Raw genomic sequence first — 24,722 nt, 5'->3', positions numbered from 1 at the left:
ATTGCTTCTTTATTCTATAGAAAGAATCTTTGAATATCATTCCATGTAACGATGATCATAAGTAGCATTAATAATGCAAAACCAATAAAATGAACCATTCCTTCTTTTTGACGATCAATTGGTTTTCCTCTAAGTGCTTCTACAGCAAAGAATAATAAGCGGCCGCCATCTAATGCAGGAATTGGAAGCAAGTTCATAATCCCTAAATTAATACTTAACAATGCTGCCCATTGAGCTAAGTAAGGAATACCGGATTGTGCAACCACCTCTGTTGATTTATAAATTCCTACAGGACCAGATAACATATTAATGGAAAAATGTCCTGTAACTAGCTTCCCGAGCATTTGGAAGATTCTAATAGTCCATTCATATGTTTGTTGAAATCCATATGTTGCAATCTTAAGCGGCGATTTTTCAACCGGACTATGAACTCCAATCATTCCATATTCTTTATTGTTTTCATCTTTTTCAATTTTTGGAGTTACTGAAATATCCATTGTTTTATGATTTCTTTCCACAGTAAACACTAGTTCTTCCCCGGGATGTTTTTGTATTACCTCCACAATGTCCTTCCAATTTGATATTTCAGAACCATCAATACTAATTACCTTATCACCTTTATGAAGACCTGCTTGTTTTGCAACCCCGTCTGGAGTTAAATCTCCCAGAACTGGGTCTGAAACTGGTATACCCTGAAATGCAGCTAACGCAGTAAATATAACAATAGCCAGTACAAAGTTCATCATCGGTCCGGCAAAAATAGTCATTGCTCTATTACCAAGAGACTTTGATGCAAATTGACGATTCCATGGTGCAATTTGTGTTTCCGTTTGATTTTCCACTAACATTGTTTCATTTGATAAGTAGAAGGTTTTTAAAACTTCATCTTCTCCTTCTTCATAACCTTTTATGAAAAGTTTATGTTCTAAGTCTGCAGAATCTACCTCGATAAAACGGATATTTGAATATCTTTCTTTTCCATTAATAACTATTTTGTTAACTTTATCATCATTATTAAAAATCAATCCAACCCGTTGACCAGGTTTTAATTCAAGCATCTCTTGGTCTTCCCCAGCCATTCTTACATAGCCGCCAATAGGCAAAAGCCTAATGGTATACTGGGTTTCATTCTTTTTAAAGGAAATTAATTTTGGACCAAACCCGATAGCAAATTCACGGCACAGTATTCCAGCCCGCTTAGCAAAGAAAAAATGTCCAGCTTCGTGGAAAAATACTAGCGCACCAAAAATGATGATAAAGGCTATTAATGTTGTCAAATGAAAAACCACCTTTATTATAGAAGTGAGTTTATATATTCTCTAGTTTCTTTATCAATGGTTCTAATTGTTTCCAAATCAGGATGTTCAATCACCTTATGCCTTTCAAGTGCCCTTTCCACTAAAGCATCAATCTGTAAAAAGGAAATCTTATTACTTAAAAACGCGCTGACTGCTGATTCGTTGGCAGCATTTAGTACTGTTGGAAGTGAACCTCCGATTTTACCTGCTTCATAAGCAAGCTTTAACGCATAAAAACGGTCTAAATCCATTGGTTCAAAATGGAGCTTACCTATTTTGGCTAAATCTAATCGTTCGGAGGAAAGCGGTAAGCGATCCGGGTATGTTAAAGCATATTGTATAGGAACTCGCATATCCGGCGTACCTAATTGTGCCTTCACACTTCCATCCTGAAATTCCACCATGGAATGAATAATGCTTTCCTTGTGTAATAGTACATCGATTTTTTCAAAAGGAAGATTAAATAACCAATGTGCTTCTATAACCTCTAAGCCTTTATTCATCATGGTTGCTGAGTCGATGGTAATCTTAGCTCCCATGGACCAATTAGGATGATTAAGTGCATCCTTGACAGTAACTTCGGCCAATTCTTCTCTTTTTTTATCGCGGAAACTGCCGCCAGAAGCCGTGATAATTAACCTCTCAATACTTTTGTCTTGTTCGCCTTGGAGGCATTGAAAGATAGCTGAATGCTCACTGTCAACAGGTAAAAGACTTACCTTTCTCCGAGCAGCTTCCTCCATCACGAGATGCCCCGCTGTTACAAGTGTTTCTTTATTTGCAATTGCTATAGTTTTATTTTCTTTTATTGCCTGTAATGTAGGGAATAGTCCAATGCTTCCTAATACCGCATTTACTAGAATGTCTGATTTATCGTAGACGGCTACCTCTACAAGCCCTTCTTCTCCATATGAAAAACGAAGACTTGAACCATATTCTATTCTTAATTGCTCATAATCACTTTTGAATTGTACGGATACTAGCTCCGGTTTAAACTCAGATATAATTTTTCTGGCTAGATCAATATTTTTCCCAACGGAAAAGGCAACTAACCGGAAACTTTCCGGATGTTTCTTAATCACATCTAGCGTTTGTGTTCCAATGGATCCTGATGCCCCTAACAAGCTGATGTTTTTCATACTGTCACTCCCAAAAATCCAACTTTATTTCTCTTATAATGGAATGTTTTCTTATTGATGCAATAACAAGTAACTAATAAGTGGCCACACAAATAATAAACTATCAAATCGATCTAATATTCCTCCATGACCTGGCAATATTCTCCCAGAATCTTTTACATTATAGTGTCGTTTTAATGCTGATTCCACTAAATCCCCCATTTGTCCAAATACGGACAGAACTGCGGTAATAATTATTAATTTTAACATAGAAGCTTCGATGTTGGAAAATAAGGAGAATAGGATGGCAACAATTAGTGCACACAAAATCCCTCCAAAAAATCCTTCAACTGTTTTGTTTGGACTTATTTCAGGCCACAGTTTTCTTTTTCCCATCGCTCTTCCTATAAAATATGCTCCGGAATCAGTTGCCCAAATGATAAATAAGGAATATAAAATTAAAGTTAATCCTGATTCTCTTATGAATAAAAAATTATAAAAACCAAATCCCACATAAAATATGGACAATAACATAAAAGATGCATCTATGATTGTATAACGATTTTTAGAAGCGACAGTATAGCATAAAAGCAATAATAATCCTATGTAGATAAAGTCCATTTTTTCAAGTCCAAGCTTCTCTACTTTATCAATATATTGATGTGGAATTAAAAAAATCCCTAACATTAAAAATGAAATAATTCCAGGAAAAGATATTAATTTTAACTTACTCATTCTTAATGCTTCACCCAAGGCAATGAAAGCCATGAGATATACTAAAATTGTAAATGGAAATCCGCCATAAATAACGATTGGGATAAAAATTGCAGCAGCGATAACTGCTGTTATAATACGTTGTTTCATTCTTCTTCGCCCTCACCTTTCAAACCGCCATATCTTCTGGACCGTTGTTGGTATACTTCAATTGCCTCAATCAAATGCTCTTCACTAAAATCTGGCCATAAAACATCCGAAAAGAAAAATTCCGTATATGCCAGCTGCCAAAGCATAAAGTTGCTCAAACGAATTTCACCACTTGTACGAATTAACAAGTCCGGGTCCCGGAGATCTTGTGTCATTAAATACTCTGAAAAATTATCTTCAGTTATGGCTTTTTCATTTATTTTGCCATTTTTTACATCATGAATAATATTCTTTACAGCTCGTACAATTTCATCCCTGCTACCGTAATTCAAGGCGAAATTTAAAATGAGTCCATTATTATGTTCAGTATCACGAATTGCTTTTTCCACTGCATTTTGTGTATGATCTGGAAGTTTATCTTTATATCCCATCATTTTTACACGAACATTTTCTTCCATTAACTCAGGAAGAAATGTTCCTAAAAATTCTCCGGGAAGCTTCATTAAATATTCCACTTCATTTTTCGGTCGCTTCCAATTTTCTGTCGAGAAAGCATAAAGAGTTAATACTTCGATACCGAGCTTAGATGCAAACCGAGTTATTCTTCTTACTCTTTTCATCCCCTCATGATGTCCTGCAATTCGAGGCAATGCCCGTTTCTTTGCCCATCTCCCATTCCCGTCCATAATTATGGCAATATGTTTTGGTATCGGGAGTTCCTTTAGTGCAAGAATTCGATCTTCCAATGCACTATCTTCCTTGGAAGTTTTCCAAAACTTCAATTTATTTATCATCATTGGACCTCCACTAGAGATTGCTTTCCATATGTATATGAAAAATCTACTATTACTATAATAGCAAAAAAAATAGGTAATTTCTTTAAAATTAGTATTGTAAGGTGCGACTTCTATTATAGATAAAATATGCCATTTTGTGTAGGGAATGCTATGAACTTTATTTGAACTGCCCGTTAAAAATAAAAAAACTCTCGGTAAGAGAGTTTTCTGAGAAAAAATTATACCTCTAATATTTCTTGTTCTTTTGTCTTTGTTATTTGGTCAATTTTATTGATGTGTTCATCTGTAAGCTTTTGAACATCATCGGAGTATCCACGAAGATCATCTTCTGAAATATCTCCATTTTTCTCAAGCTTTTTCAAATCGTCATTGGCATCTCTACGAATATTTCGAATGGCAACCTTTGCAGCTTCAGATTCTTTTTTCACTACTTTTACAAGTTCTTTGCGTCGTTCTTCTGTTAAAGCAGGAATCGCTAATCTAATTAAACTTCCATCATTATTAGGTGTTAAACCTAAATCCGACTTTAAAATAGCCTTTTCAATTTCACCAAGAATTGACTTATCGTAAGGCTGGATAACTAACAGACGTGCTTCCGGAACCGATACACCCGCTAACTGGTTAATCGGTGTTGGAGCACCATAGTAATCAATGACAACATTGTCCAGTAACGAAGCACTTGCACGTCCTGCACGAATTGTTCCAAGTTCTCTTGTATATGCTTGAATTGCTTTTGTCATTTTATCCTTTGCATTAGCAATTATTTGTTTTGGCATTATTCCTTCCCCCTTACAATCGTTCCAATATTTTCACCCATTACAACACGCTTTATATTACCGTTTTCCATAATAGAGAATACAATAAGAGGTATGTCATTGTCCATACATAATGAAGAAGCTGTAGAATCCATAACCGCAAGTCCGTTTTTAATGACATCTAAATAAGTTAGTTCTTCATATTTAATGGCATTTTTATCTAATTTCGGATCTGCTGAATATACACCATCTACATTATTTTTCGCCATTAATATAACCTCTGCCTCAATTTCAGCAGCCCTTAATGCCGCAGTTGTATCTGTAGAGAAATATGGATTTCCGGTACCGGCAGCAAAAATAACTACACGTTTCTTTTCTAAGTGGCGAATTGCACGTCTGCGAATATATGGTTCAGCAACCTGACGCATATCAATGGATGTTTGTACTCTCGTCTCAATTCCATTTTGTTCTAAGCTGTCTTGAAGTGCAAGAGAATTCATCACGGTTGCAAGCATACCCATATAATCTGCTGTAGCGCGATCCATCCCCATCTCACTGCCAATTTTCCCACGCCAAATATTTCCGCCGCCAACTACAACAGCAACCTCGACGCCTAATTGAGCTATTTCCTTCACTTGTTCAGCTACTGATTTAATAACGGCAGGATTAATTCCAAACCCTTGATCTCCGGCCAATGCTTCACCGCTTAATTTTAAAACAACACGTTTATATTTTGGGGTACTCATATGAACCTCCAATTTTTTAGTATGTAACAAGAAAAGCGCAAGCGCCACAGCTCTAGCTACGGATGAGTGAAATTAGCTCTTCAAATTTCACCTTCGTTGTCTTCGACTGAGATAAAGGAAACACAGCGAACGAGCTATTGAAATTAGCACTTAAAAATTCGCCAAGTGAAAAGTGAAGTGTATTTACACCTAATGTTGACTTATCGTAGGAAGGAAACGTAGAAATCCGATAGCCGATGGCTGCTTGCGCTAGACAAATTTTACTTGTTTATAATTCAATTGGTAAAAAAACTATACATTCTTACCTTTTGAGAAGTTTCACATTACTTTTTAAAGAAAGGGAACACACAATGTGCTCCCTTAGAGTTTATCATATATTGGGAATTCCCCTATATATTATATATTTTTCACTTGGCTCATTACTTCTTCAGCAAAGTTATCTTGACGTTTCTCAATACCTTCGCCAACTTCATAACGAACTAAGCCAGTAATAGTTGCATTATTTGCTTTTACAAATTGACCAACTTTTTGATCAGGATTTTTAACAAATGTTTGGTCTAAAATACAAATTTCTTCAAAATATTTGCTTAAACGGCCTTCTACCATTTTAGCTACAATATTTTCAGGTTTACCTTCATTTAGTGCTTGTTGAGTCAATACTTGACGCTCATGCTCAACTTCCTCTTGTGATACTTGATCACGTGAAATATATTTTGGATTTAGAGCTGCAGCATGCATAGCAACATCTTTAGCAACACTTTCATCAGTTGTTCCTTCTAAAACTGTTAGAACACCAATGCGTCCGCCCATGTGTAAATATCCACCAAAAACACCATTATCGCTCTTTGTTTTCACTTCGAAACGGCGAAGAGTAATTTTTTCACCAATTTTCGCAATAGCAGCATTGATCGCTTCTCCTACAGTTGAACCATTCTCCATTTTTTGATCAAGAGCTTCTTCTACAGTAGCTGGCTTATTTTTAAGAACATGCTTAGCTAAATCTGCAACTAATGTTTGGAAACCTTCATTTTTAGCAACGAAGTCTGTTTCAGAGTTTACTTCTAGAATAACTGCATCATTACCTTCACTTAAAATATATGTGATACCTTCTGCAGCTATACGGTCTGCTTTTTTCGCAGCTTTTGCGATACCTTTTTCACGTAAGTAATCAATCGCTTTATCCATATCTCCATTTGTTTCAGTAAGCGCTTTTTTACAATCCATCATACCAGCGCCTGTTTTTTCACGAAGTTCTTTTACCATTTGAGCAGTAATTGCCATGAGAATATTTCCTCCTTTATTTCTATGTATACTACATATTAAGTTCTTTAAAAAAAGGTGATAAGGAGTAATCCTTCTTATCACCTTTTGTAAACGGATCTAAAATAACTAAGTGCTTAAGCATTAAGCTGTTGGTTCAACAGTTTCTTCTTCTTCTCCGCCTTGTCTAGCTTCTAAAATAGCATCAGCCATTTTTCCAGTTAAAAGCTTAACAGCACGAATTGCATCATCATTTGCAGGAATTACGTAATCAATTTCATCAGGATCGCAGTTTGTATCTACAATACCTACGATTGGAATATTTAATTTACGTGCTTCTGCAACTGCAATACGCTCTTTGCGAGGATCGATAATGAATAAAGCATCTGGAAGAGTCTTCATATCTTTGATTCCGCCAAGGAATTTCACTAGACGCTCATGCTCTTTCTTAAGTTGAACAACTTCTTTTTTAGGAAGTACTTCGAAAGTACCGTCTTCTTCCATTTTTTCGATTGCTTTTAAGCGGTCAATACGTTTTTGAATTGTTTCGAAGTTAGTTAATGTACCACCTAACCAGCGATGGTTAACAAAGTACATACCTACTCTTTCCGCTTCTTCTTTAACAGATTCTTGAGCTTGCTTTTTAGTACCAACGAAAAGAACATTTCCGCCGTTTGCTGCAAGTTCTTTTACAAAGTTGTACGCTTCTTCAACTTTTTTCACTGTTTTTTGAAGATCGATAATATAGATGCCGTTACGCTCTGTGAAGATATATTTCTTCATTTTTGGGTTCCAACGGCGTGTTTGGTGTCCGAAATGTACACCTGCTTCAAGCAATTGTTTCATTGAAATTACTGACATTGTATTGCCTCCTATGGTTTTAGTTTCCTCCGCTTCAATCATTTTTAAACAGAGACTACCAAAATAAATATATTTTGGAAGCACCATCTATTTAAATCATGAAGCGTGTGTAATAACACCAAGAGTTAATATATCACAAATGAATATGATATTCAAGAATATCTTACATTTTTTGACGGAATTTTAGCAGAAGCTCAATTTCTGTTTTACCTTTATGCAGCTTTTGGGCAATTTGTTCGATGGTATGACCTTCCTTTTGTAATAATACGGCTTGATCTTCCAGCGGTAATATTGCCAAATCATTGGGGTTGGTTTCCTTACTTTGGTCATCCATCTTCGTCATGACTTTTTGATAGCTTTTTTCCGCATGATTTCTAATAAAAGATGGCAGAGGAGGTTCACTCGGCTGTTCATTTATATTGAGAGTATTTGTTTTAGGAGCAATTTCCTTTTCAATCAACGAACTATTTATATTGGACTTGCTATAAAGGCTTTGAACTTTTTTAATAAAATCATCATTTTCTTCTTTCATTTCCAATAAGTAAGAAGTAAATATTTCTTCCATATCCTTTAAAGCTTTCGTTTGGTTTTGTTCTGCCTGTAAAAAACGATTCTGTCTCAAATAAAGGATAATAATACTAAATATTGTTACAACATTTACAATAATGGAGATGAATAAAATAAAAATTGTCATAATATTCCCCTACCCGCTAAAATCAATGTGATTACCTTTAAATGGGTGGTATTGTTTTTCTGTATTTTTTTCATTTTGATGTTTTTTGCCTGAACCTTTCTCTTGTTGTGAATCCGAATTACCTTTGTCTCTTAACATTGCCCGATTCTTTTGCTCTTGTTTTAACACTTGCTGTCGTTTTTGGATAAGCTCTTTTTCCATTTCATGCATTGCATTTTCATTGATTACCTGACTACTCTGTTGAATATGCTGCAAATTTTTACCAGCCTCATGTGTCCTAGGCAATGCAACCTGCATTTCAATTGATTTGAGATCCACCGTATCCACCTCTTAGAATTTTACATTTTCTTTTCTAAGATATTTTTCAATTTATATAATGCCTTTGAATGAATTTGTGAAATTCTAGATGTAGAGAGGCTCATTACTTCACCAATTTCTGTAAGTGTCAATTCTTCGTGATAAAACAAACTTAACACCAGCTGTTCTTTCTCGGATAAAGTAGATATCACTTTCGTCATATCTTGAATTTTTTCTTCATGAATTAAATAATCCTCAGGACTTGGTATTTGCTCGTCCTTGATAGCGAAGGAATGAGAATCATTGTCTTCTTTATCATGGGTATGTTCATCAACAGACAAAACATTTGCAAAGAATTGTTCATTCATGGTTTGATATACATCTTCCTCAGAAATATTCAATTCTTGAGCAATTTCCTCTGGTGTTACATGCCTCATATACCTTTGTTCTAGGCGTTCCAAAGTAGCTTCAATTTTTTTTGCTTTCTCTCTCGTGCTTCTTGGAAGCCAATCCTCTTTCCTTAATCCGTCCAGAATTGCTCCTCGTATTCGAAAGGAAGCATACGTATCAAATTTTAAATCCCTTTTCGCATCGAATTTATTTAAGGCATCAAGGAGACCGAGCATACCAAAGCTTTTCAGATCGTCCCTTGATACATTACGAGGAAGTCCTACTGCAATCCTTTGAACATGATAATGAACTAATGGCATATATTTTTTCACAAGAACATCACCGGCTTGAGTATTACGGGACCCGATCCATAATTCCCAATATTTTTGTTCTTCGATTGTTTCTGTTTTTGACATTTGGCCCCTCCTCGTAATTATTAATCAAGACTCTTTTCTAAACTTAGATGTTTTGGATAAGAAATTCTTATTGTTATCACTATTTTTGTTCTGTTGGCTTAATTTTCCACGAAAAAATGCCTTGAATAAGACTTTATCAGGATTTATTACTATTTTCGAAAAGTAAGATTATAAACGAAAACAGCCTAAACTAAATATTGCGTATCCCGTTGTTAACTGATCTGATCTGAAGCTGTAGTGTTTTTGGATCAAATTCTATAGTTCTACCGTAATTGCCTCCAGTTTCTTCCGAAAGCAGTTCTATTCCTTCCGCCTTTAAAGCTGTTTTTACAGCTTCTACATTGCGCGGGCCGATTTTCATAAAATCATTTGTTGATGAAAAGGAAAACATCTCTGCGCCGCCAGCAATTTTCGATTTTAAATGAAATTTTTTGCACCCTTTATTTAAAAGTCTCTCCGTTAATTCTTTTATTGCTGTATCCGCAAATTTAGCCTTATTAAGCTCTTTTTGTGTTTTTGCTATTCCAGAATCGGGAAGCATCACATGGGCTAAACCAGCGATGGATTGAAATGGGTCATAAATGATTACACCCACACAAGAACCTAGTCCTGTTGTTCTAATCGTATTTGGGGAAAATACGATATTCATATCTGCTATCCCAACCTTGACAACCTCACTCATTAAAGCTCACCCCTAAGGCTTCGAAAATAGTTTCGAATGAGTCAAGGTTTGGGAGTAGAAAGAACTGTCCATTCATCGTCTGCTCATTTTTCGCTTGTTCATCTTTAAGACTTGTATCAATAACAATTGCATAATCGCTTGTTTGTGATAATTCAATTAAACCATGACTTATAATAGCACCAAACATATCAATACTTAACTGCGGAACGGATGGATATAATTCCAGATGTGTAAAGTCAGATAATGCTGTTAAATATGATCCGGCTAATATATTACCAAGCTCCTGGAATGCTGATATCCCCAGCTCCGAAATTGGTGTACGATCAAATGAAAAATGCGTATCTCCAGTCATTTGTCTTATAAACCTTTCACATTGCTGTATAGAAAGAACAAAAAACATATAACCGGAAGCATCTCCCTCAATACGCAGTAGCACACTTGCTACAACATTTTCTGAGCCGCCTGCCATTTCCATCATTTCAGAGAAAGATTCTATGCTAACCTTTGGAACATTCATGTCGATTTTTCTATGTAAAAGGATCGAAAGTGATGTTGCGGCATGAGCTGCTCCAATATTTCCAATCTCTTTCAGAATGTCGAGATGTACGCTTGAAATTCTATCTTCTAGACCCATTTTTATTGTTCCCCTAAATCAATGGACTTACTATTTTTTCTAAACTCATGATCATAATCAGCCGCTTATCCATGTTTGCTACACTTGAAATAAATTCTGCTTTTATGGAGTCCACTACTTCAGGTTGCGGTTCTATGGACTCTGCGGGAATATCCAATACATCATTTGCTAGATCTACCATCAATCCAACCTCAATATTATCCATAGATACAATAATGACCCTTGTTTTTTCAGAGATTTCAATTTCACCAATACCTAATCGATTTTGCAAATCAATGATAGGAACAATGACACCGCGCAAATTGATAACTCCCTTAATAAAAGAGGCTGTTCTTGGCACTCGTGTTATATACGATACCTTCTCAATAGCACGTACTTGCTGTACAGGTATTGCATATTCATTACCCTTTAATTGAAATACAATCATTTTATTTTCTGTTTGCTCAGCTATATCTATCATAATAACACTCCATTACAAACAATTTTATAAGTCACTTACATAAGAACCTTAAAATATATCCAACTATGACTACTACACCATTATTTAATCAATGCATTACAATCCACAATAAGTGCCACCTGACCATTACCTAAAATAGTAGCTCCGGATATTGCGAATACATTCAATAAGTAATTTCCTAATGATTTAAGCACTATTTCTTGTTGTCCAATAAAAGAATCCACCACTAGTGCTGCCATTTTTTCTGCTTTTCTAACAATAATTACAGAAGTAAAACCACTTTCATCAATAGTCTCTGGTACTTCAAAAACATCCTTTAAAAATACTAGAGGAACTACTTTCCCACGGAAATCAATTACCTTTTGATTATGTGCAGTTAAAATGTCAGTGTTCTTAATGATAGCCGTTTCAATTATAGATGATAAAGGAATTGCAAACTTTTCCTTGCCTACCTCTACCAGCATAACGGAAATAATGGAAAGAGTTAATGGAAGCTGAATAATAAATACAGATCCTGAACCTTCCACGGAATCGATGGTAATAGATCCACCAAGAGATTCAATAGTTGATTTTACAACATCAAGCCCTACCCCACGTCCTGAAATATCAGATATTTTATCCGCTGTAGAGAAGCCTGAAGAAAGTATCAACTCATATACTTGTTTGTCTGACAGAGAATCAGCTTCATGCTCATGAACAATTCCTTTTGAAATCGCTTTTTGTAATACCTTTTCACGATTAATACCTGCCCCATCATCCGAAATTTCGATGAACACGTGATTTCCACTATGGTACGCTTTTAAAGTAATAGTTCCATCTTCGCTTTTTCCATTTTTCAAACGAATATCTGGAGTCTCTACCCCGTGATCTAAGGCATTTCTTATTAAATGAACTAATGGATCTCCAATTTCATCAATTACAGTTCTGTCTAATTCTGTTTCTGCCCCAATGATTTCAAGATTTATCTTTTTATTTAAATCTCTTGCCAATTGTCTAACCATTTTTGGAAAGCGATTAAATACCGTTTCAACAGGAACCATACGCATGTTGAGAATAATGTTCTGCAAATCACCAGAAATTCTAGACATTCTTTCTACCGTTTCGTGTAATTCCGGATTATTAAGATCCCTTGAAATTTGTTCTAATCTGCCACGATCAATTACAAGCTCTTCGAAAAGGTTCATTAATACATCTAATCGTTCTATATTAACCCTAATCGTTTTGTTTGAGTGACTTACATGTCCGGCTGCATTACTGTTTTCAGCAGATTTTTTATTAGCCGTTGCGGAAGACGATGTTGATTTTTTACTTTCTGCATTTTCAATTGTTTCTACTGAATTTTTCACAGTTCGCTCTTGTAGATTGACGGAAATAACCGATACATTCTCTACTTCTGATACTTTCATTGCCTTTTGTTGAATATCATTGCTCGGTTCTTTTGTAATTAATGTAACGGTAAAGTGAGTGTCAAAGTTTTCCTCCTCCAACATTTCCACGGTTGGATTGGATTTAATGACCTCTCCACATTTCTCTAATACTTCAAAAACCATAAACACCCTTGCAGCCTTTAATAAACAATCCTCTCTTAAGGCTACGGTTACTTCAAAGCAATCGAACCCTTGCTCTTTAGATTGTTGAATTACAGTCTGTTCAAAATCATCATATGTCAACCTTAAATCTGGCGCTTCCACCGCAACAGAAGCTGCTACCTCTTGGGCTGCTTTATTCACTTCGATGGATTCACCCTTTTCAATTTTATGCAACTGATCCATTACCTTGCTGACATCGTGCTTTCCATCTCCACCACCTGCAATGGATTCCACCATAATCTCCAAATCATCCATAGCTAAAAATACAACATCTAGTACTTCAGATGTAACGGAAATGATTCCATTCCTAATCCCATCTAACACATTTTCCATTTTATGTGTTAAATTTGCTAAATCTTCATATCCCATTGTAGCGGACATACCTTTTAAGGTATGGGCAGAACGAAAAATTTCATTAACAATCCCAAGATCCTCTGGATTTTTTTCTAGCAATAATAATTGGTCATTACAAGCTTGCAAATGTTCTTTGCTTTCCTCAATAAACACTTCTAAATATTGGCTCAATTCCATATGTTACACACCCTTCTAGGACAAATAGTTCATAATTGTTTTCGAAATATTTTCCAAGTCTTCTACATCATCTACTAGATTAGTAGCAATGGCAGCTTTTGGCATTCCAAAAACAATACAACTGTTTTTTGATTCAGCTATTGCTTTGACATTTCCTTTTTTCTTTAATTCTATCAAACCTTGTGCCCCATCTGAACCCATTCCTGTCATAATTACTGCAATTTTATCATAATTCGACAAATGACTGATAGATTGAAACATAATGTCTACAGATGGTCTATGTCCATTTAAAGGAGGTGATTGATTTAAGCTGATGACAATGTTTGTACCGAGCTGCTTTACTTGTAAATGGTAATCACCGGGAGCAATATAAGCTGTTCCCATCCTAAGCAACTCCCCATCCTCAGCCTCTTTTACATGGATTTGACTAAGTGCATTTAAGCGGTTTGCTAATGATTTTGTGAAACCAGCAGGCATATGCTGGACGATTACTACAGGTGCGTTTAGAGACGCTGGCAAGCTTGTTAAGAGTTGCTGCAATGCTCGAGGTCCGCCTGTAGATATCCCAATGCAAACTAATTTACTTTTTTCCTTGTTCCAATCACTGGTTTTTCGTTTGATCGAATCAAAATCATTTTTTATAGCTAACTTAGGCACTTTTTTTACTTCCGCCGAAAACCTCAATTTTTGAATGTTTACGAGACGGGCTGATTTTACTTTTTGTATCAAATCCTCTTTCACTTTTTCAAGATCAAGAGAAATACTACCAGATGGTTTTGTTACGAAATCAATCGCACCATACTGCATCGCAGTCATCGTATTTTCCGCTCCCAATTTAGTTGTACTGGAAAGCATGATAACAGGAGTTGGATTTTCTTTCATAATCCTTTGCAGTGCTTCAAGGCCGTCCATTATAGGCATTTCAATATCAAGGGTTACAACGTTCGGCTTCCATTTTTTCACCTTTTCAATGGCATCTAATCCATTTCTGGATGTACCAATTACTTCAATATTGGAATCACTTTGAAGAATATCGGAAATTAGTTTTCTCATAAATGCAGAATCATCTACTACAAGTACTCTAATCTTTTCCATTATTGACCCTGCCTTTCAAAGAAAAAATTACGGAATTTCCGGATAAATCGGTTTGCTGTGCTATGCTGACTTGTCATTTTTTCTTCTTTTCCTAAATACTTCCCGACAATTTTCTCGAGCTTAAAGGAAATACTGGAGGCTGGAAAAGCTTGATAAAAAGGAACCTGTAGTTTTACCGCTTTTCTAACATGCTGATCCTCCGGTAAAACTCCTAAAAGATAAATTTCTTTATCAAGGAATTTATTAACTGTTAATTGCAATTTTTCTAGTACGAACATTCCTTCCTTTTCATTATCTGCTCGATTGCAGATAAGAAAAAAACGATTGGCTGAGTCCTGAATACTTATATATTTCATCATGGAGTAAGCATCTGTTATCGATGTTGGTTCCGGTGTTGTTATCACAATAATATCATCAACGGATAGAAGTATTTGCAAGTTAGAGCTAGTGGCACCCGCTCCCATATCGAAAATGATATAATCGTAAAGATTCTGAAGATGCTCTAATCCTCCAATTAATCGTGAAACCATATCATTGTCTAATTCTATAATATTCGAAAATCCATTACCCGCTGAAATGTATGATACATTATTCGGTCCAGTGTAAATAATCTCTTCTATGGGGATATCGCGATATAAAAAATCGGATATAGATTTATTCCCGTCTGCACCTAGTAAAACATGGACGTTTCCCATACCGATATCAAAATCAAATAATAAAACCTTTTTTTCTTGATTCGCTAGTAGTAAGGCAATATTTATCGCAATATTTGATTTACCGACTCCACCTTTTCCACTAACAATGGCCAATGTTTTAGCTGATTGCCTATATTTATTCATTAGTTTTTCCCGTAATTTTTCCGCTTGGTCTCTCATTTGCTTTTACCTTCAAATAAATGATTTACAATCATTTTTGGTGATGCCTCTTCAATGTCATCCGGAACATCCTGACCAAATGTTAAATAAGCAGCCCCTTTTTGAGAATCCATCATAATATTCAACATTGAGCCATAGGAAGTTGTTTCGTCCAATTTTGTGAAAATAAAATGGTCCACCTCAATAGAGCTAAAACCTTCCAATATAGCTTTAATATCTTCCTCTTTCATTGTTAAACTAATGGTGAGATAGGTTTTAATTTCTTTTCTAAAATCAATTACCTTTTTAAGCTCGTCTATATATTGCATTTCACGATAATTTCTACCAGCAGTATCAATAAAAATTAAATCAAAATCGTTAAATTTATCGAGAGCTTCATGAAAGTCATCCATATTATAGATAACCTCCACAGGTACATTTAACAAATTTGCATATGTTTTTAATTGTTCGATGGCTGCAATCCGATAAGTATCTGTCGTAATAAATCCAACCTTTTGTTGCTTATCAATAACTGCATTAGCGGCCATTTTTGCTAATGTGGTTGTTTTGCCGACTCCTGTTGGACCTACTAAATTAATATATTTTTTGGATTTAGCTACTCTCTTATAGAGAGGAGCCAGGAGGGACTCAAGATAATCTCTTCCCCAATTCCATACATCTGTTTGTTCTGGTTCTTTTCCAGAGGTGCGCCACTTTTCAAGGAGATGATTGGCAACTGCCTGAATATAATTTTGAGATAGTCCCTGTTTTTCCAGTATTATTAGAAATGATTGTATAAAAGTCGGATAATGTTCCAGCGAGATTGTTGCCGTACTCTTCGAAAGTTCCCTTACCATTTTTTTCAAATCCAGAATTTCTTTTTGAATCAAATCGTCATTTAATTTTTCTTTTTCACTTACATTGACGATATGTGATCCTGTATTTTGTTTCATCAAAGGTTTTTCTTTATACTTTATTTGAGAAACACTAGACTCTGGATCTACAGCGGCAATGACCTCAAATTGCTTTTTTCTAAATAATCCTATAAATCCGCGCTTATGTGTCACTTTTGAATTTAAAATAACTGCTTCGTCACCAAGTTCTGCTCGAATCTGTTTCATCGCTTCTGACATGTTACCAGCAATATACTTTTTTACTTTCATTCTATATTCACTACCCCTATACTTTGGACTTCAACATTTGCTTCCAATTCGTTATATGATAGAATAGGCACCTGTGGAAAATAACGTTCCGTAACTTGACGTACATACATTCTGACTGCTGGTGAACATAAGATAATAGGTTGTATGCCAATGGCTGACTGCTGTTCCACCTGCTTCGCAACGGCTTCCAGCATATTTTGAGAATCTGTTGGATCTATAGCCAAATAATTTCCATGCTCTGTTTGTTGTACCCCATCTGCAATCATTTTTTCAATTTTTCCGGATAATGTGATTACCTTTAAAGTATTACCATCTTCGGCATATTGATTAGTAATTTGACGAGCAAGAGCTTGTCTAACATATTCCGTAAGTAGATCGGTATCAGATGTCATTTTTCCAAAGTCAGCCAATGTCTCAAAAATAATCGTTAAATTTCTAATTGAAACATGTTCTTTTAAAAGCTTCTGCAGCACTTTTTGAATTTCGCCAACAGAGAGCGGATTCGGAGTTACTTCTTCTACTAATATAGGGAAAGTTTCCTTCACATGATCTATTAACTGCTTGGTTTCTTGTCTTCCCAGTAATTCATAAGCGTTTGTTCTCAATATTTCTGTAATATGCGTTGATACTACAGATGGAGGATCAACAACAGTATAACCATAAATTTCAGCTTGTTCCTTAGCCGACTCCGTTATCCACTTTGCAGGAAGGCCGAATGATGGTTCAACTGTATCTATGCCCTCAACCATGTCATCATCCATCCCCGGACTCATGGCCAAGTAATGATCCAGCAATAATTCACCGCGTCCCATTTCATTTCCTTTAATTTTTAATCTATATTCATTTGGTTCGAGTTGAATATTATCTCTAATTCGAACAACTGGAATAACGATTCCCAACTCTAGAGCAAGTTGCCTTCTAATCATGACAATACGATCTAATAAATCCCCGCCTTGATTCGTATCTGCAAGCGGTATTAAGCCGTACCCAAATTCAAATTCTATCGGATCAATATTAAGTAGGTTAATAACACTTTCTGGACTTTTCATTTCATCGGATTGAATGACTTCTTCCATTTCTTTTATCTCTTCTTCATTCTGCTTTGGTACACGTGATAATCGATATGCACCAATAGCAAGGGAACCAGCAATTGGAATCGTTAATACATCATTAATTGGTGTCGCGATCCCAAGTATAAAAATGGTTGCTGCAGCAATATAAAGCATTTTAGGAAATGCAACTAATTGTGAAATGATGTCTCTACCAAGATTGCCATCAGATGCTGCACGGGTCACCACAATACCTGTTGCAGTTGAGATTAATAGGGCAGGAACCTGACTGACAATACCGTCACCTACTGTTAATAACGAAAAGCGATGAGCTGCTTCCGCTATACCAAGCCCTTGCTGGGTCATCCCAATAATAATTCCGAAAATAAGATTGATAGCTACAATAATAATACTTGCAATTGCATCTCCTTTAACAAATTTACTCGCACCATCCATCGCTCCATAAAAATCCGCTTCTCGGCCTACCTTTTCTCTTCGTTGTCTTGCCTCTTGATCCGAGATCATACCAGCGTTTAAATCAGCATCGATACTCATTTGTTTACCTGGCATTGCATCTAGGGTAAATCTGGCTGCCACCTCAGAAACACGTTCCGAACCTTTTGTAATAACGATGAACTGAATTATGATAAGGATTAAAAATACTACAAGACCAACTAATATATTCCCGCCAACAACAAAGGTTCCAAATGTCTCAACAACCCCGCCAGCCTCTCCTTTTGTTAAGATGGCACGCGTTGTAGAAATGTTAAGAGCTAATCGAAACAAAGTTAAAAGCAATAATAAAGATGGGAATACAGAAAATTGCAATGGCTCTTTCATATTCATAGAAGTTAATAATACTAGGAGGGCAAGAGAGATATTAATTAAAATCAAAATACTTAATATCCATGTTGAAAAAGGTATTATCAACATAGCTACAATAACTATTACACTTATTAGAACGGACATATCTCTTGCTGCCATAAAAATTTCCCCCTACTTCCTAACATCTATCTATTTCATAAACGCATCAGATTTTATTTTTAATGCGGTATACATAAGCTAAAATTTCCGCTACTGCTTTAAAAAACTCTTCTGGGATGGTATCTCCTATTTCAACTTGATCGTATAACGACCTTGCCAATGGACGATTTTCAATCATGATAATCTCATGTTCATTGGCAATCATTTTGATTTTCTGAGCAACAAAGTCAACTCCTTTTGCAATAACAAAAGGTGCTTCTCTTGCACTTTCATCATATTTTAAACAAATAGCGTAATGAGTTGGATTCGTAATTATGACATCTGCCTTTGGGACCTCTTGCATCATTCGGCGCATTGCCATTTCTCTTTGCCTTTGCTTAATTTTTGATTTTATTAATGGGTCCCCTTCAGAATTTTTATACTCATCCTTGATATCCTGCTTTGACATTCGTAGATTTTTTTCATGATCAAATCTTTGATATAAATAATCAAGAATTGCTAGAAATAATAATGCGATAGAAGCCGCAAACCCCATTTGAAGAGTAAGGCTTCCTATCGTTACTAAGGAATCGCCAATCGATTTATAGGAGAGACTTAATACATCATTCATCCGTCTCCATAAAACGATAAACGTTACTGTTCCTACAAACAAAATTTTCAAAACAGATTTTAATAATTCAACGATTGCCCTCATCGAAAAGATACGTTTAAATCCTTTAATGGGATCTAATTTCTCTAATTTTGGCTGCAGGGATTCGGTTGTAAAAATAAAACCCACTTGGGCAAAATTTGATACAACACCAGCGATAAGTGCAACTCCAAATATGGGCCCAATTATATAGGCAACCTCTTTCAGAAGATCTAACGTTATTTTCTGTAAATTATTTTCTGTCAGATCCATTAACATATAATCTTGAAAGGAATGGCGCAAAATCCCAAAAAGATGTGTTCCAATAAAAGATGTTCCAAATGATAAGAACATAAAAACAGCTAGTAAACCGATAGCCGTATTTATATCCTGGCTTTTAGCTACTTGACCTTTTTGTTTCGCGTCTTGCCGTTTCTTTGGGGTGGCCTTCTCTGTTTTATCACCAGAAAAAAATTGCAAATCTAAATGAATCCAATTCATGATGATCCCCCAATTAATTTCATTAAATCTCTCATTGAATAAAACATATATTGGAATAAGTGCTGACAAACGCCAAAAATAACGCCCATTACCACGACTAGTATGATAAAGGTAATTCCTATTTTAATCGGAAATCCAACTACAAATATATTAAGCTGCGGGACAGTTCGCGCTACAATTCCCAATGCTACATCGACTAAAAACAACGCGGCCACGACAGGAATCGACATTTGAAAAGCAATAACGAACATCTTCCCAAATGTCCTGATGACAAATTCGGCTAAATTTGGATCGCCATATGGGATCATTCTATCAATTGGAATAAACTGATAGCTGTAAAAAATACCATCTAAAATAAGATGATGACCATTGATACCGAGTAAAAGTAAAATAGCAAAACTATATAAGTATTGCCCAACTAATGGACTTTGTGTCCCTGTCATGGGGTCCAATACGTTCGCAATCGCAAAACCCATTTGAAAGTCGATAAAGCCTCCTGCTATTTGAACAGCTGATACAATTAAATAGGCAATAAAACCAATGAAGAGCCCTACCATAGCTTCTTTAATAATTAATAGTATATATTTTCCATCGATAACAAATGAATGTGCGTCTATAGAATAATACATTAACCATGCTAGTATTACTGCAAAACCGATACGGTGCATCGCAGGAATCGTCCGATAAGAGAATAGCGGCATTGTTACAAAAAATGCTGATAATCTCATAAATATTAATAAGAATATCGAAAAAGACGGAATAAGGTGTTCCATTTGACTATCCTATATACCTTGTTAAATTGGAAAATATATCACTAGCATAAGATAATATATGACTCAGCATCCAAGGCCCAAAGAAGATAATGCCAATTAAAACAGCTACTATTTTCGGTACAAAGGCAAGTGTTTGTTCCTGAATCTGGGTTGTTGCTTGAAAAATACTAACAATTAGTCCGACTAATAGGGCTATGATTAATAATGGTCCAACCGTTATGAGTGTAATGTATATTCCCTTTTCCGCTATTGAAACAACCATTTCTTGGTTCAATTTATTCACCTACTCTAAAAGCTTTGTAATAATGATTTGACCACTAAGTACCAACCATCTACAAGCACAAATAGCAATATTTTAAAGGGCAGTGAGATCATTACAGGCGGCAGCATCATCATCCCCATGGACATCAGCACACTTGCTACGACCATATCAATAACAAGAAAAGGAATAAAAATCATAAAGCCAATTTGAAAAGCTGTTTTTATCTCACTTATTGCAAAAGCAGGGACAAGTGCTGTCATCGGAATATCCTCTATTTTTTCCGGTTGTTTTGCATGGGAATAATCCAAAAATAGCTGTAAATCTTTTTGCCTTGTATATTTACTCATAAATTCCTTAAAAGGAACAGAAGCTTTATCATAAGCTTCTTCTAATGTAATTTTATCATTAAATAATGGTGTCAACGCTTGATCATTTACTTGATGAAAGGTTGGTGCCATAACAAAAAATGTTAAGAATAAGGATAATCCGATAATAACCTGATTCGGAGGCATTTGCTGTGTTGCAAGTGACGTCCTTACAAACCCTAGAACAATAACGATCCGCGTAAATGAAGTCATTAAAATAAGAATGCTCGGTGCCAAAGAAAGAACGGTTAAAAGAAGAAATAATTTCACAGCCGTTGAAACATGGTCAGGTGAACTATTATTAAAATAACTCATGAATTCATTCATCTGAATTTTTCTCCTTCTTATCGAACTCTTTTATCATGTTTTTTCTATCCTTTTTAATGTTAAGTAGTTGTTCTTTTAACAAATTTTGAAAAGACGGCTGGGATCCTTCAACATTCTTTTTATAACCGTTAATACGTTTTGCAATTTTACTGACAATATCTTTAGGTTCTATGGAATGTTCCGTTTGCTCTTCATATTGTTTCATAAAATCATCAATTTCTTGCTGGTCTTCTATTTCCTTTAAAAGTCGAATATCTTCACCTACGCCTAAAATTAATATTCGTTTACCAGCTTTAACGATTTGTAAGGAGCGGTTCCCACCTAAAGAAGTGCCCCCAAAATTTTGGACAAATCGATTTTGCTGATACGATCGGCTTTTCTTATTAATAAATTTCAATAGATAATATAATAATGCAATGACTAGAATAAGTGCGAAAATCATTTTCGTAACATCCCAGAACGAGATAACAGGACTACTGGAATCACTATTTACCTGGGTATCTTTTGGTGAAATATTCGATTTAGTGGTAGTCTTTTGATTCTTATCTTTACCATAATAATCTTTTACATATATAGACTCTGCATGGACAATTTGGTGTTGTCCACACAGAGGAATGAATAAAAAGAGGACCATCAATATTTTTATTGTATTTCTAAACAATCTTTAGACACCTTCTTATAAACAGGCCGTATACTTTAATAGCCTATGAAATTGATAGGCTTCAAATAAAAGCCTTAGATTATGATAGTGTTTTTTGAATAGCCTCAATTACCCTGTCAGCTTGAAATGGCTTCACGATAAAATCCTTTGCACCTGCTTGAATCGCATCGATAACCATTGCTTGCTGACCCATTGCAGAGCACATAATCACTTTCGCATTAGGGTCCATACCTTTAATTTCTTTTAAAGCAGTGATACCATCCATTTCAGGCATTGTAATATCCATTGTCACTAGATCCGGCTTTAATTCCTTAAATTTTTCAACGGCTTGTGCTCCGTCTGCAGCTTCCCCAACTACTTCAAAGCCATTTTTCGATAAAATATCCTTAATCATCATTCTCATAAATGCTGCATCATCTACGATTAAAATTCTATTTGCCATTACCTTTCCCTCGCTAACCTCATTTTAATTTTTTGATTCGATCTGATTGACTCACAATTTCTGTAATTCGAACTCCAAAATTTTCATCAATAACTACCACTTCACCTTGGGCAATTAATTGATTATTAAGCAAAATATCTACAGGCTCACCTGCAAGTTTATCTAATTCAATTATGGATCCTGAACCAAGTTCCAATATATCCTTAACCGTTCTGCTTGTTCTTCCTAATTCAACTGTTACCTGTAACGGAATATCTAGAAGCATATTAAGATTCTTTGTTTCTGGTATTTGAACAGGTACCTCTTCAAAGCTGGAAAATACAGCTGGCTGAACGCTGATGTTTGGCTGTTGTTTTTCCTTCGCTTGATTTGTTGGAGGCGAGTATGATCCGCCTTGTTGAACCGTATTTTGAACAGGATGCGGATAACTATTTGACTCCGTTGCTCCTGTCATTGCATTATTTATTGCAGGTTCAGACATTACATTTGGTTCTGTTTGCACTTGTTCAGATGATGAATTAGCAGACTGATCATTATTCATCAAATCATAAACCAAGCTTTTCGCAAAATCTAAAGGCACTACCTGCATGATGGAAGAATCTATTAATGTACCAATTTTTAATCTAAAAGATATTTTTACTAATAGATCTTGGTTTGGTATGGAGTCTGTCCCAGATCCAAGTGCAAAATCTATTATATCAACAAGTGGCGGTGAAATATCAACACGTTTGTTAAAAACGGTAGACATGGATGTTGCTGCTGAACCCATCATTTGATTCATTGCTTCCTGCACAGCGCTAAGCTGGATTTCATCCATCATTGCACCAGGGTTTTCACCAGTTCCCCCTAGCATTAAATCGGCAATAATAGCAGCATCTGATTGTTTTATTACTAAAAGATTCATTCCAGTAAAACCTTCTGTGTATGTTACTTGGATAGCAACATGAGGATGCGGAAATTCATCCTGTAATTTATCCCTTTTAATAATGGACACTGTTGGTGTGGTAATATCTACTTTCTGGGATAACAATGTTGAAAGGGCTGTTGCCGAGCTTCCAAATGAGATATTGCCAATTTCGCCTAGAGCATCTTGTTCCATTAAAGATAAATGCTCTTCCACATTTATATCTTGTTCCTCATTACTGTCATCAGCAGTTCCTTTTAATAGGGCATCAATTTCTTCTTGTGAAAGCATATTACTCATAGTCATCATCCCCCCCTTTTAGTACTTCAAGAATTTGAATAGCCATTCTTTTTCCAATAATGCCAGGCTGTCCTAAAAACTTAGAGCTTCCTTCTATATTAACTTTTATTGGATCATCAATTTTCTGAACCAACGGGATGATATCCCCATTATCTAGATTTAAGAAATCTTCAATGGTAATTTCAGCACCACCTAATTGAGCAACTAATGGAATAGATGCGTTTTTCAATTTCTTTTCCATTAATTCTGTTTCCATTGGTTCTTTTTCCTTATTATTGGCCTGCATCCAATAATGAACGGATAGATTCGGAATTACCGGTTCCAGAACGACATGTGGTATACATAAATTAATCATTCCAGTTGCTTCACCGATTGTAGTGTTCATTGAAATTACTACTACTGTTTCATTTGGCGAAACCATTTGCAAAAATTGCGGATTCACCTCAAATTCGGCGAGATACGGCTCAATTTCCGCAATATTTGACCAGGCCTCCTGATAATTTTCAAATGCCCGTTCAAATAAATTAGACATTATCCGTTTTTCAATTTCTGTTAGATTTTCAACTTTATTTACGCTGGTTCCTTTTCCGCCCATAACACGGTCCATCATGGCGTATGCGATATTAGGATTAATTTCCATTAATATTCTGCCTTCTAATGGAGGAACTTCAAATACATTTAGTATCGTCATTTTTGGAATCGAACGAATAAATTCTTCATAAGGAATTTGATCGGCAGATGCCACACTTATCTGCACATATGTTCTTAATTGTGCAGAGAACACAGTAGTTAATAATCTTGCAAAATTTTCATGGATACGAGTCAGGCTTCGTATCTGATCCTTGGAAAACCGTAGTGCTCTTTTAAAATCATATACTTTAACCTTCTTTGCTTCTTCTTCTTTCTTAATATCCTCGGCATTCATCTCACCGGTTGAAAGAGCGGAAAGCAAAGCATCTATTTCATTCTGTGATAATACTTCACCAGACAATGTTTCCACCTCCTTTTAGTATGCGGTTCAT

General features: G+C 35.6%; 27 protein-coding genes. All 27 read right to left on the bottom strand.

The features are described 5' to 3' along the window. Positions 1-14 precede the first annotated feature (14 nt). The 27 genes from rseP to fliM all read right to left on the bottom strand — a co-directional run bounded on the left by rseP (position 15) and on the right by fliM (position 24,691). Entirely contained in the window at positions 15-1,277 is a 1,263-nt protein-coding gene (rseP, locus tag KHA87_RS04590) for an RIP metalloprotease RseP (RefSeq protein WP_213092922.1), read from the bottom strand. A 17-nt stretch (positions 1,278-1,294) separates the two neighbouring features. Then, positions 1,295-2,437, bottom strand: coding sequence for a 1-deoxy-D-xylulose-5-phosphate reductoisomerase (dxr, locus tag KHA87_RS04585; RefSeq protein WP_213092921.1), 1,143 nt, complete (start codon positions 2,435-2,437; stop codon positions 1,295-1,297). Positions 2,438-2,488: 51 nt separating this feature from the next. Then, positions 2,489-3,280 (bottom strand): phosphatidate cytidylyltransferase, encoded by a 792-nt coding sequence (locus KHA87_RS04580; protein WP_213092920.1) that lies wholly within the window; start codon positions 3,278-3,280, stop codon positions 2,489-2,491. Beyond that, positions 3,277-4,074 carry an isoprenyl transferase gene (locus tag KHA87_RS04575; RefSeq protein WP_213092919.1) on the bottom strand — a complete coding sequence of 266 codons (798 nt, stop codon included), beginning with the start codon at positions 4,072-4,074 and terminating at the stop codon, positions 3,277-3,279. Before KHA87_RS04575 ends, KHA87_RS04580 begins: the two co-directional genes overlap by 4 nt. Positions 4,075-4,295: 221 nt before the next feature. Then, positions 4,296-4,853, bottom strand: a complete 558-nt coding sequence (gene frr / locus KHA87_RS04570) for a ribosome recycling factor (RefSeq protein WP_213092918.1) — start codon at positions 4,851-4,853, stop codon at positions 4,296-4,298. Continuing rightward, positions 4,853-5,578 (bottom strand): UMP kinase, encoded by a 726-nt coding sequence (pyrH, locus tag KHA87_RS04565; RefSeq protein ID WP_213092917.1) that lies wholly within the window; start codon positions 5,576-5,578, stop codon positions 4,853-4,855. Before pyrH ends, frr begins: the two co-directional genes overlap by 1 nt. A gap of 396 nt (positions 5,579-5,974) precedes the next feature. Then, positions 5,975-6,859 carry a translation elongation factor Ts gene (gene tsf / locus KHA87_RS04560; RefSeq protein WP_213092916.1) on the bottom strand — a complete coding sequence of 295 codons (885 nt, stop codon included), beginning with the start codon at positions 6,857-6,859 and terminating at the stop codon, positions 5,975-5,977. 123 nt (positions 6,860-6,982) lie between these two features. Beyond that, a complete protein-coding gene (gene rpsB, locus KHA87_RS04555; RefSeq protein ID WP_213092915.1) occupies positions 6,983-7,699 on the bottom strand; it encodes a 30S ribosomal protein S2 in 717 nt (238 codons plus the stop codon). Positions 7,700-7,862: 163 nt separating this feature from the next. Then, entirely contained in the window at positions 7,863-8,393 is a 531-nt protein-coding gene (locus KHA87_RS04550; protein WP_213092914.1) for a hypothetical protein, read from the bottom strand. Between the two features lie 9 nt (positions 8,394-8,402). Further along, a complete protein-coding gene (locus KHA87_RS04545) occupies positions 8,403-8,711 on the bottom strand; it encodes a hypothetical protein (RefSeq protein WP_213092913.1) in 309 nt (102 codons plus the stop codon). A 20-nt stretch (positions 8,712-8,731) separates the two neighbouring features. Then, positions 8,732-9,496: a FliA/WhiG family RNA polymerase sigma factor gene (locus KHA87_RS04540; RefSeq protein ID WP_213092912.1), complete on the bottom strand. Its 765-nt coding sequence runs from the start codon at positions 9,494-9,496 to the stop codon at positions 8,732-8,734. 190 nt (positions 9,497-9,686) lie between these two features. Beyond that, on the bottom strand, positions 9,687-10,178 hold the full coding sequence (locus KHA87_RS04535) for a chemotaxis protein CheD (RefSeq protein WP_213092911.1): 492 nt from the start codon (positions 10,176-10,178) through the stop codon (positions 9,687-9,689). Continuing rightward, complete coding sequence (locus KHA87_RS04530; RefSeq protein WP_213092910.1) at positions 10,171-10,812, bottom strand: chemotaxis protein CheC; 642 nt, start codon at positions 10,810-10,812, stop codon at positions 10,171-10,173. The genes KHA87_RS04535 and KHA87_RS04530 overlap by 8 nt, the downstream gene beginning before the upstream one ends. Positions 10,813-10,825: 13 nt before the next feature. Continuing rightward, complete coding sequence (locus KHA87_RS04525; protein ID WP_213092909.1) at positions 10,826-11,272, bottom strand: chemotaxis protein CheW; 447 nt, start codon at positions 11,270-11,272, stop codon at positions 10,826-10,828. Between the two features lie 80 nt (positions 11,273-11,352). Next, a complete protein-coding gene (locus KHA87_RS04520; protein WP_213092908.1) occupies positions 11,353-13,392 on the bottom strand; it encodes a chemotaxis protein CheA in 2,040 nt (679 codons plus the stop codon). Positions 13,393-13,407: 15 nt separating this feature from the next. Then, positions 13,408-14,487 (bottom strand): protein-glutamate methylesterase/protein-glutamine glutaminase, encoded by a 1,080-nt coding sequence (locus tag KHA87_RS04515; RefSeq protein WP_213092907.1) that lies wholly within the window; start codon positions 14,485-14,487, stop codon positions 13,408-13,410. Further along, a complete protein-coding gene (locus KHA87_RS04510; RefSeq protein WP_213092906.1) occupies positions 14,487-15,362 on the bottom strand; it encodes a MinD/ParA family protein in 876 nt (291 codons plus the stop codon). The genes KHA87_RS04515 and KHA87_RS04510 overlap by 1 nt, the downstream gene beginning before the upstream one ends. Next, on the bottom strand, positions 15,359-16,504 hold the full coding sequence (flhF, locus tag KHA87_RS04505) for a flagellar biosynthesis GTPase FlhF (RefSeq protein ID WP_213092905.1): 1,146 nt from the start codon (positions 16,502-16,504) through the stop codon (positions 15,359-15,361). The genes KHA87_RS04510 and flhF overlap by 4 nt, the downstream gene beginning before the upstream one ends. Continuing rightward, on the bottom strand, positions 16,501-18,537 hold the full coding sequence (gene flhA, locus KHA87_RS04500) for a flagellar biosynthesis protein FlhA (protein WP_213092904.1): 2,037 nt from the start codon (positions 18,535-18,537) through the stop codon (positions 16,501-16,503). Before flhA ends, flhF begins: the two co-directional genes overlap by 4 nt. Before the next feature lie 46 nt (positions 18,538-18,583). Next, positions 18,584-19,666, bottom strand: a complete 1,083-nt coding sequence (flhB, locus tag KHA87_RS04495; protein ID WP_213092903.1) for a flagellar biosynthesis protein FlhB — start codon at positions 19,664-19,666, stop codon at positions 18,584-18,586. Further along, positions 19,663-20,439, bottom strand: coding sequence for a flagellar biosynthetic protein FliR (gene fliR, locus KHA87_RS04490; RefSeq protein WP_213092902.1), 777 nt, complete (start codon positions 20,437-20,439; stop codon positions 19,663-19,665). Before fliR ends, flhB begins: the two co-directional genes overlap by 4 nt. Before the next feature lie 4 nt (positions 20,440-20,443). Next, on the bottom strand, positions 20,444-20,713 hold the full coding sequence (fliQ, locus tag KHA87_RS04485) for a flagellar biosynthesis protein FliQ (RefSeq protein WP_213092901.1): 270 nt from the start codon (positions 20,711-20,713) through the stop codon (positions 20,444-20,446). A gap of 14 nt (positions 20,714-20,727) precedes the next feature. Then, positions 20,728-21,393 (bottom strand): flagellar type III secretion system pore protein FliP, encoded by a 666-nt coding sequence (fliP, locus tag KHA87_RS04480; protein WP_213092900.1) that lies wholly within the window; start codon positions 21,391-21,393, stop codon positions 20,728-20,730. After that, on the bottom strand, positions 21,386-22,054 hold the full coding sequence (locus KHA87_RS04475; protein ID WP_249310122.1) for a flagellar biosynthetic protein FliO: 669 nt from the start codon (positions 22,052-22,054) through the stop codon (positions 21,386-21,388). Before KHA87_RS04475 ends, fliP begins: the two co-directional genes overlap by 8 nt. Positions 22,055-22,133: 79 nt before the next feature. Further along, positions 22,134-22,496, bottom strand: coding sequence for a response regulator (locus KHA87_RS04470; RefSeq protein ID WP_213092899.1), 363 nt, complete (start codon positions 22,494-22,496; stop codon positions 22,134-22,136). Between the two features lie 19 nt (positions 22,497-22,515). Next, entirely contained in the window at positions 22,516-23,706 is a 1,191-nt protein-coding gene (gene fliY / locus KHA87_RS04465) for a flagellar motor switch phosphatase FliY (protein WP_213092898.1), read from the bottom strand. After that, a complete protein-coding gene (gene fliM, locus KHA87_RS04460; protein WP_213092897.1) occupies positions 23,693-24,691 on the bottom strand; it encodes a flagellar motor switch protein FliM in 999 nt (332 codons plus the stop codon). Before fliM ends, fliY begins: the two co-directional genes overlap by 14 nt. Between the last annotated feature and the right edge of the window lie 31 nt (positions 24,692-24,722).

The sequence above is a fragment of the Bacillus sp. FJAT-49736 genome (genome assembly GCF_018343615.1).
In the GTDB taxonomy this organism is placed as follows: domain Bacteria; phylum Bacillota; class Bacilli; order Bacillales; family Bacillaceae_C; genus Margalitia.
Note: the sequence above shows the minus strand (reverse complement) of the source record. Positions and strands in the feature narration are given on the sequence as shown.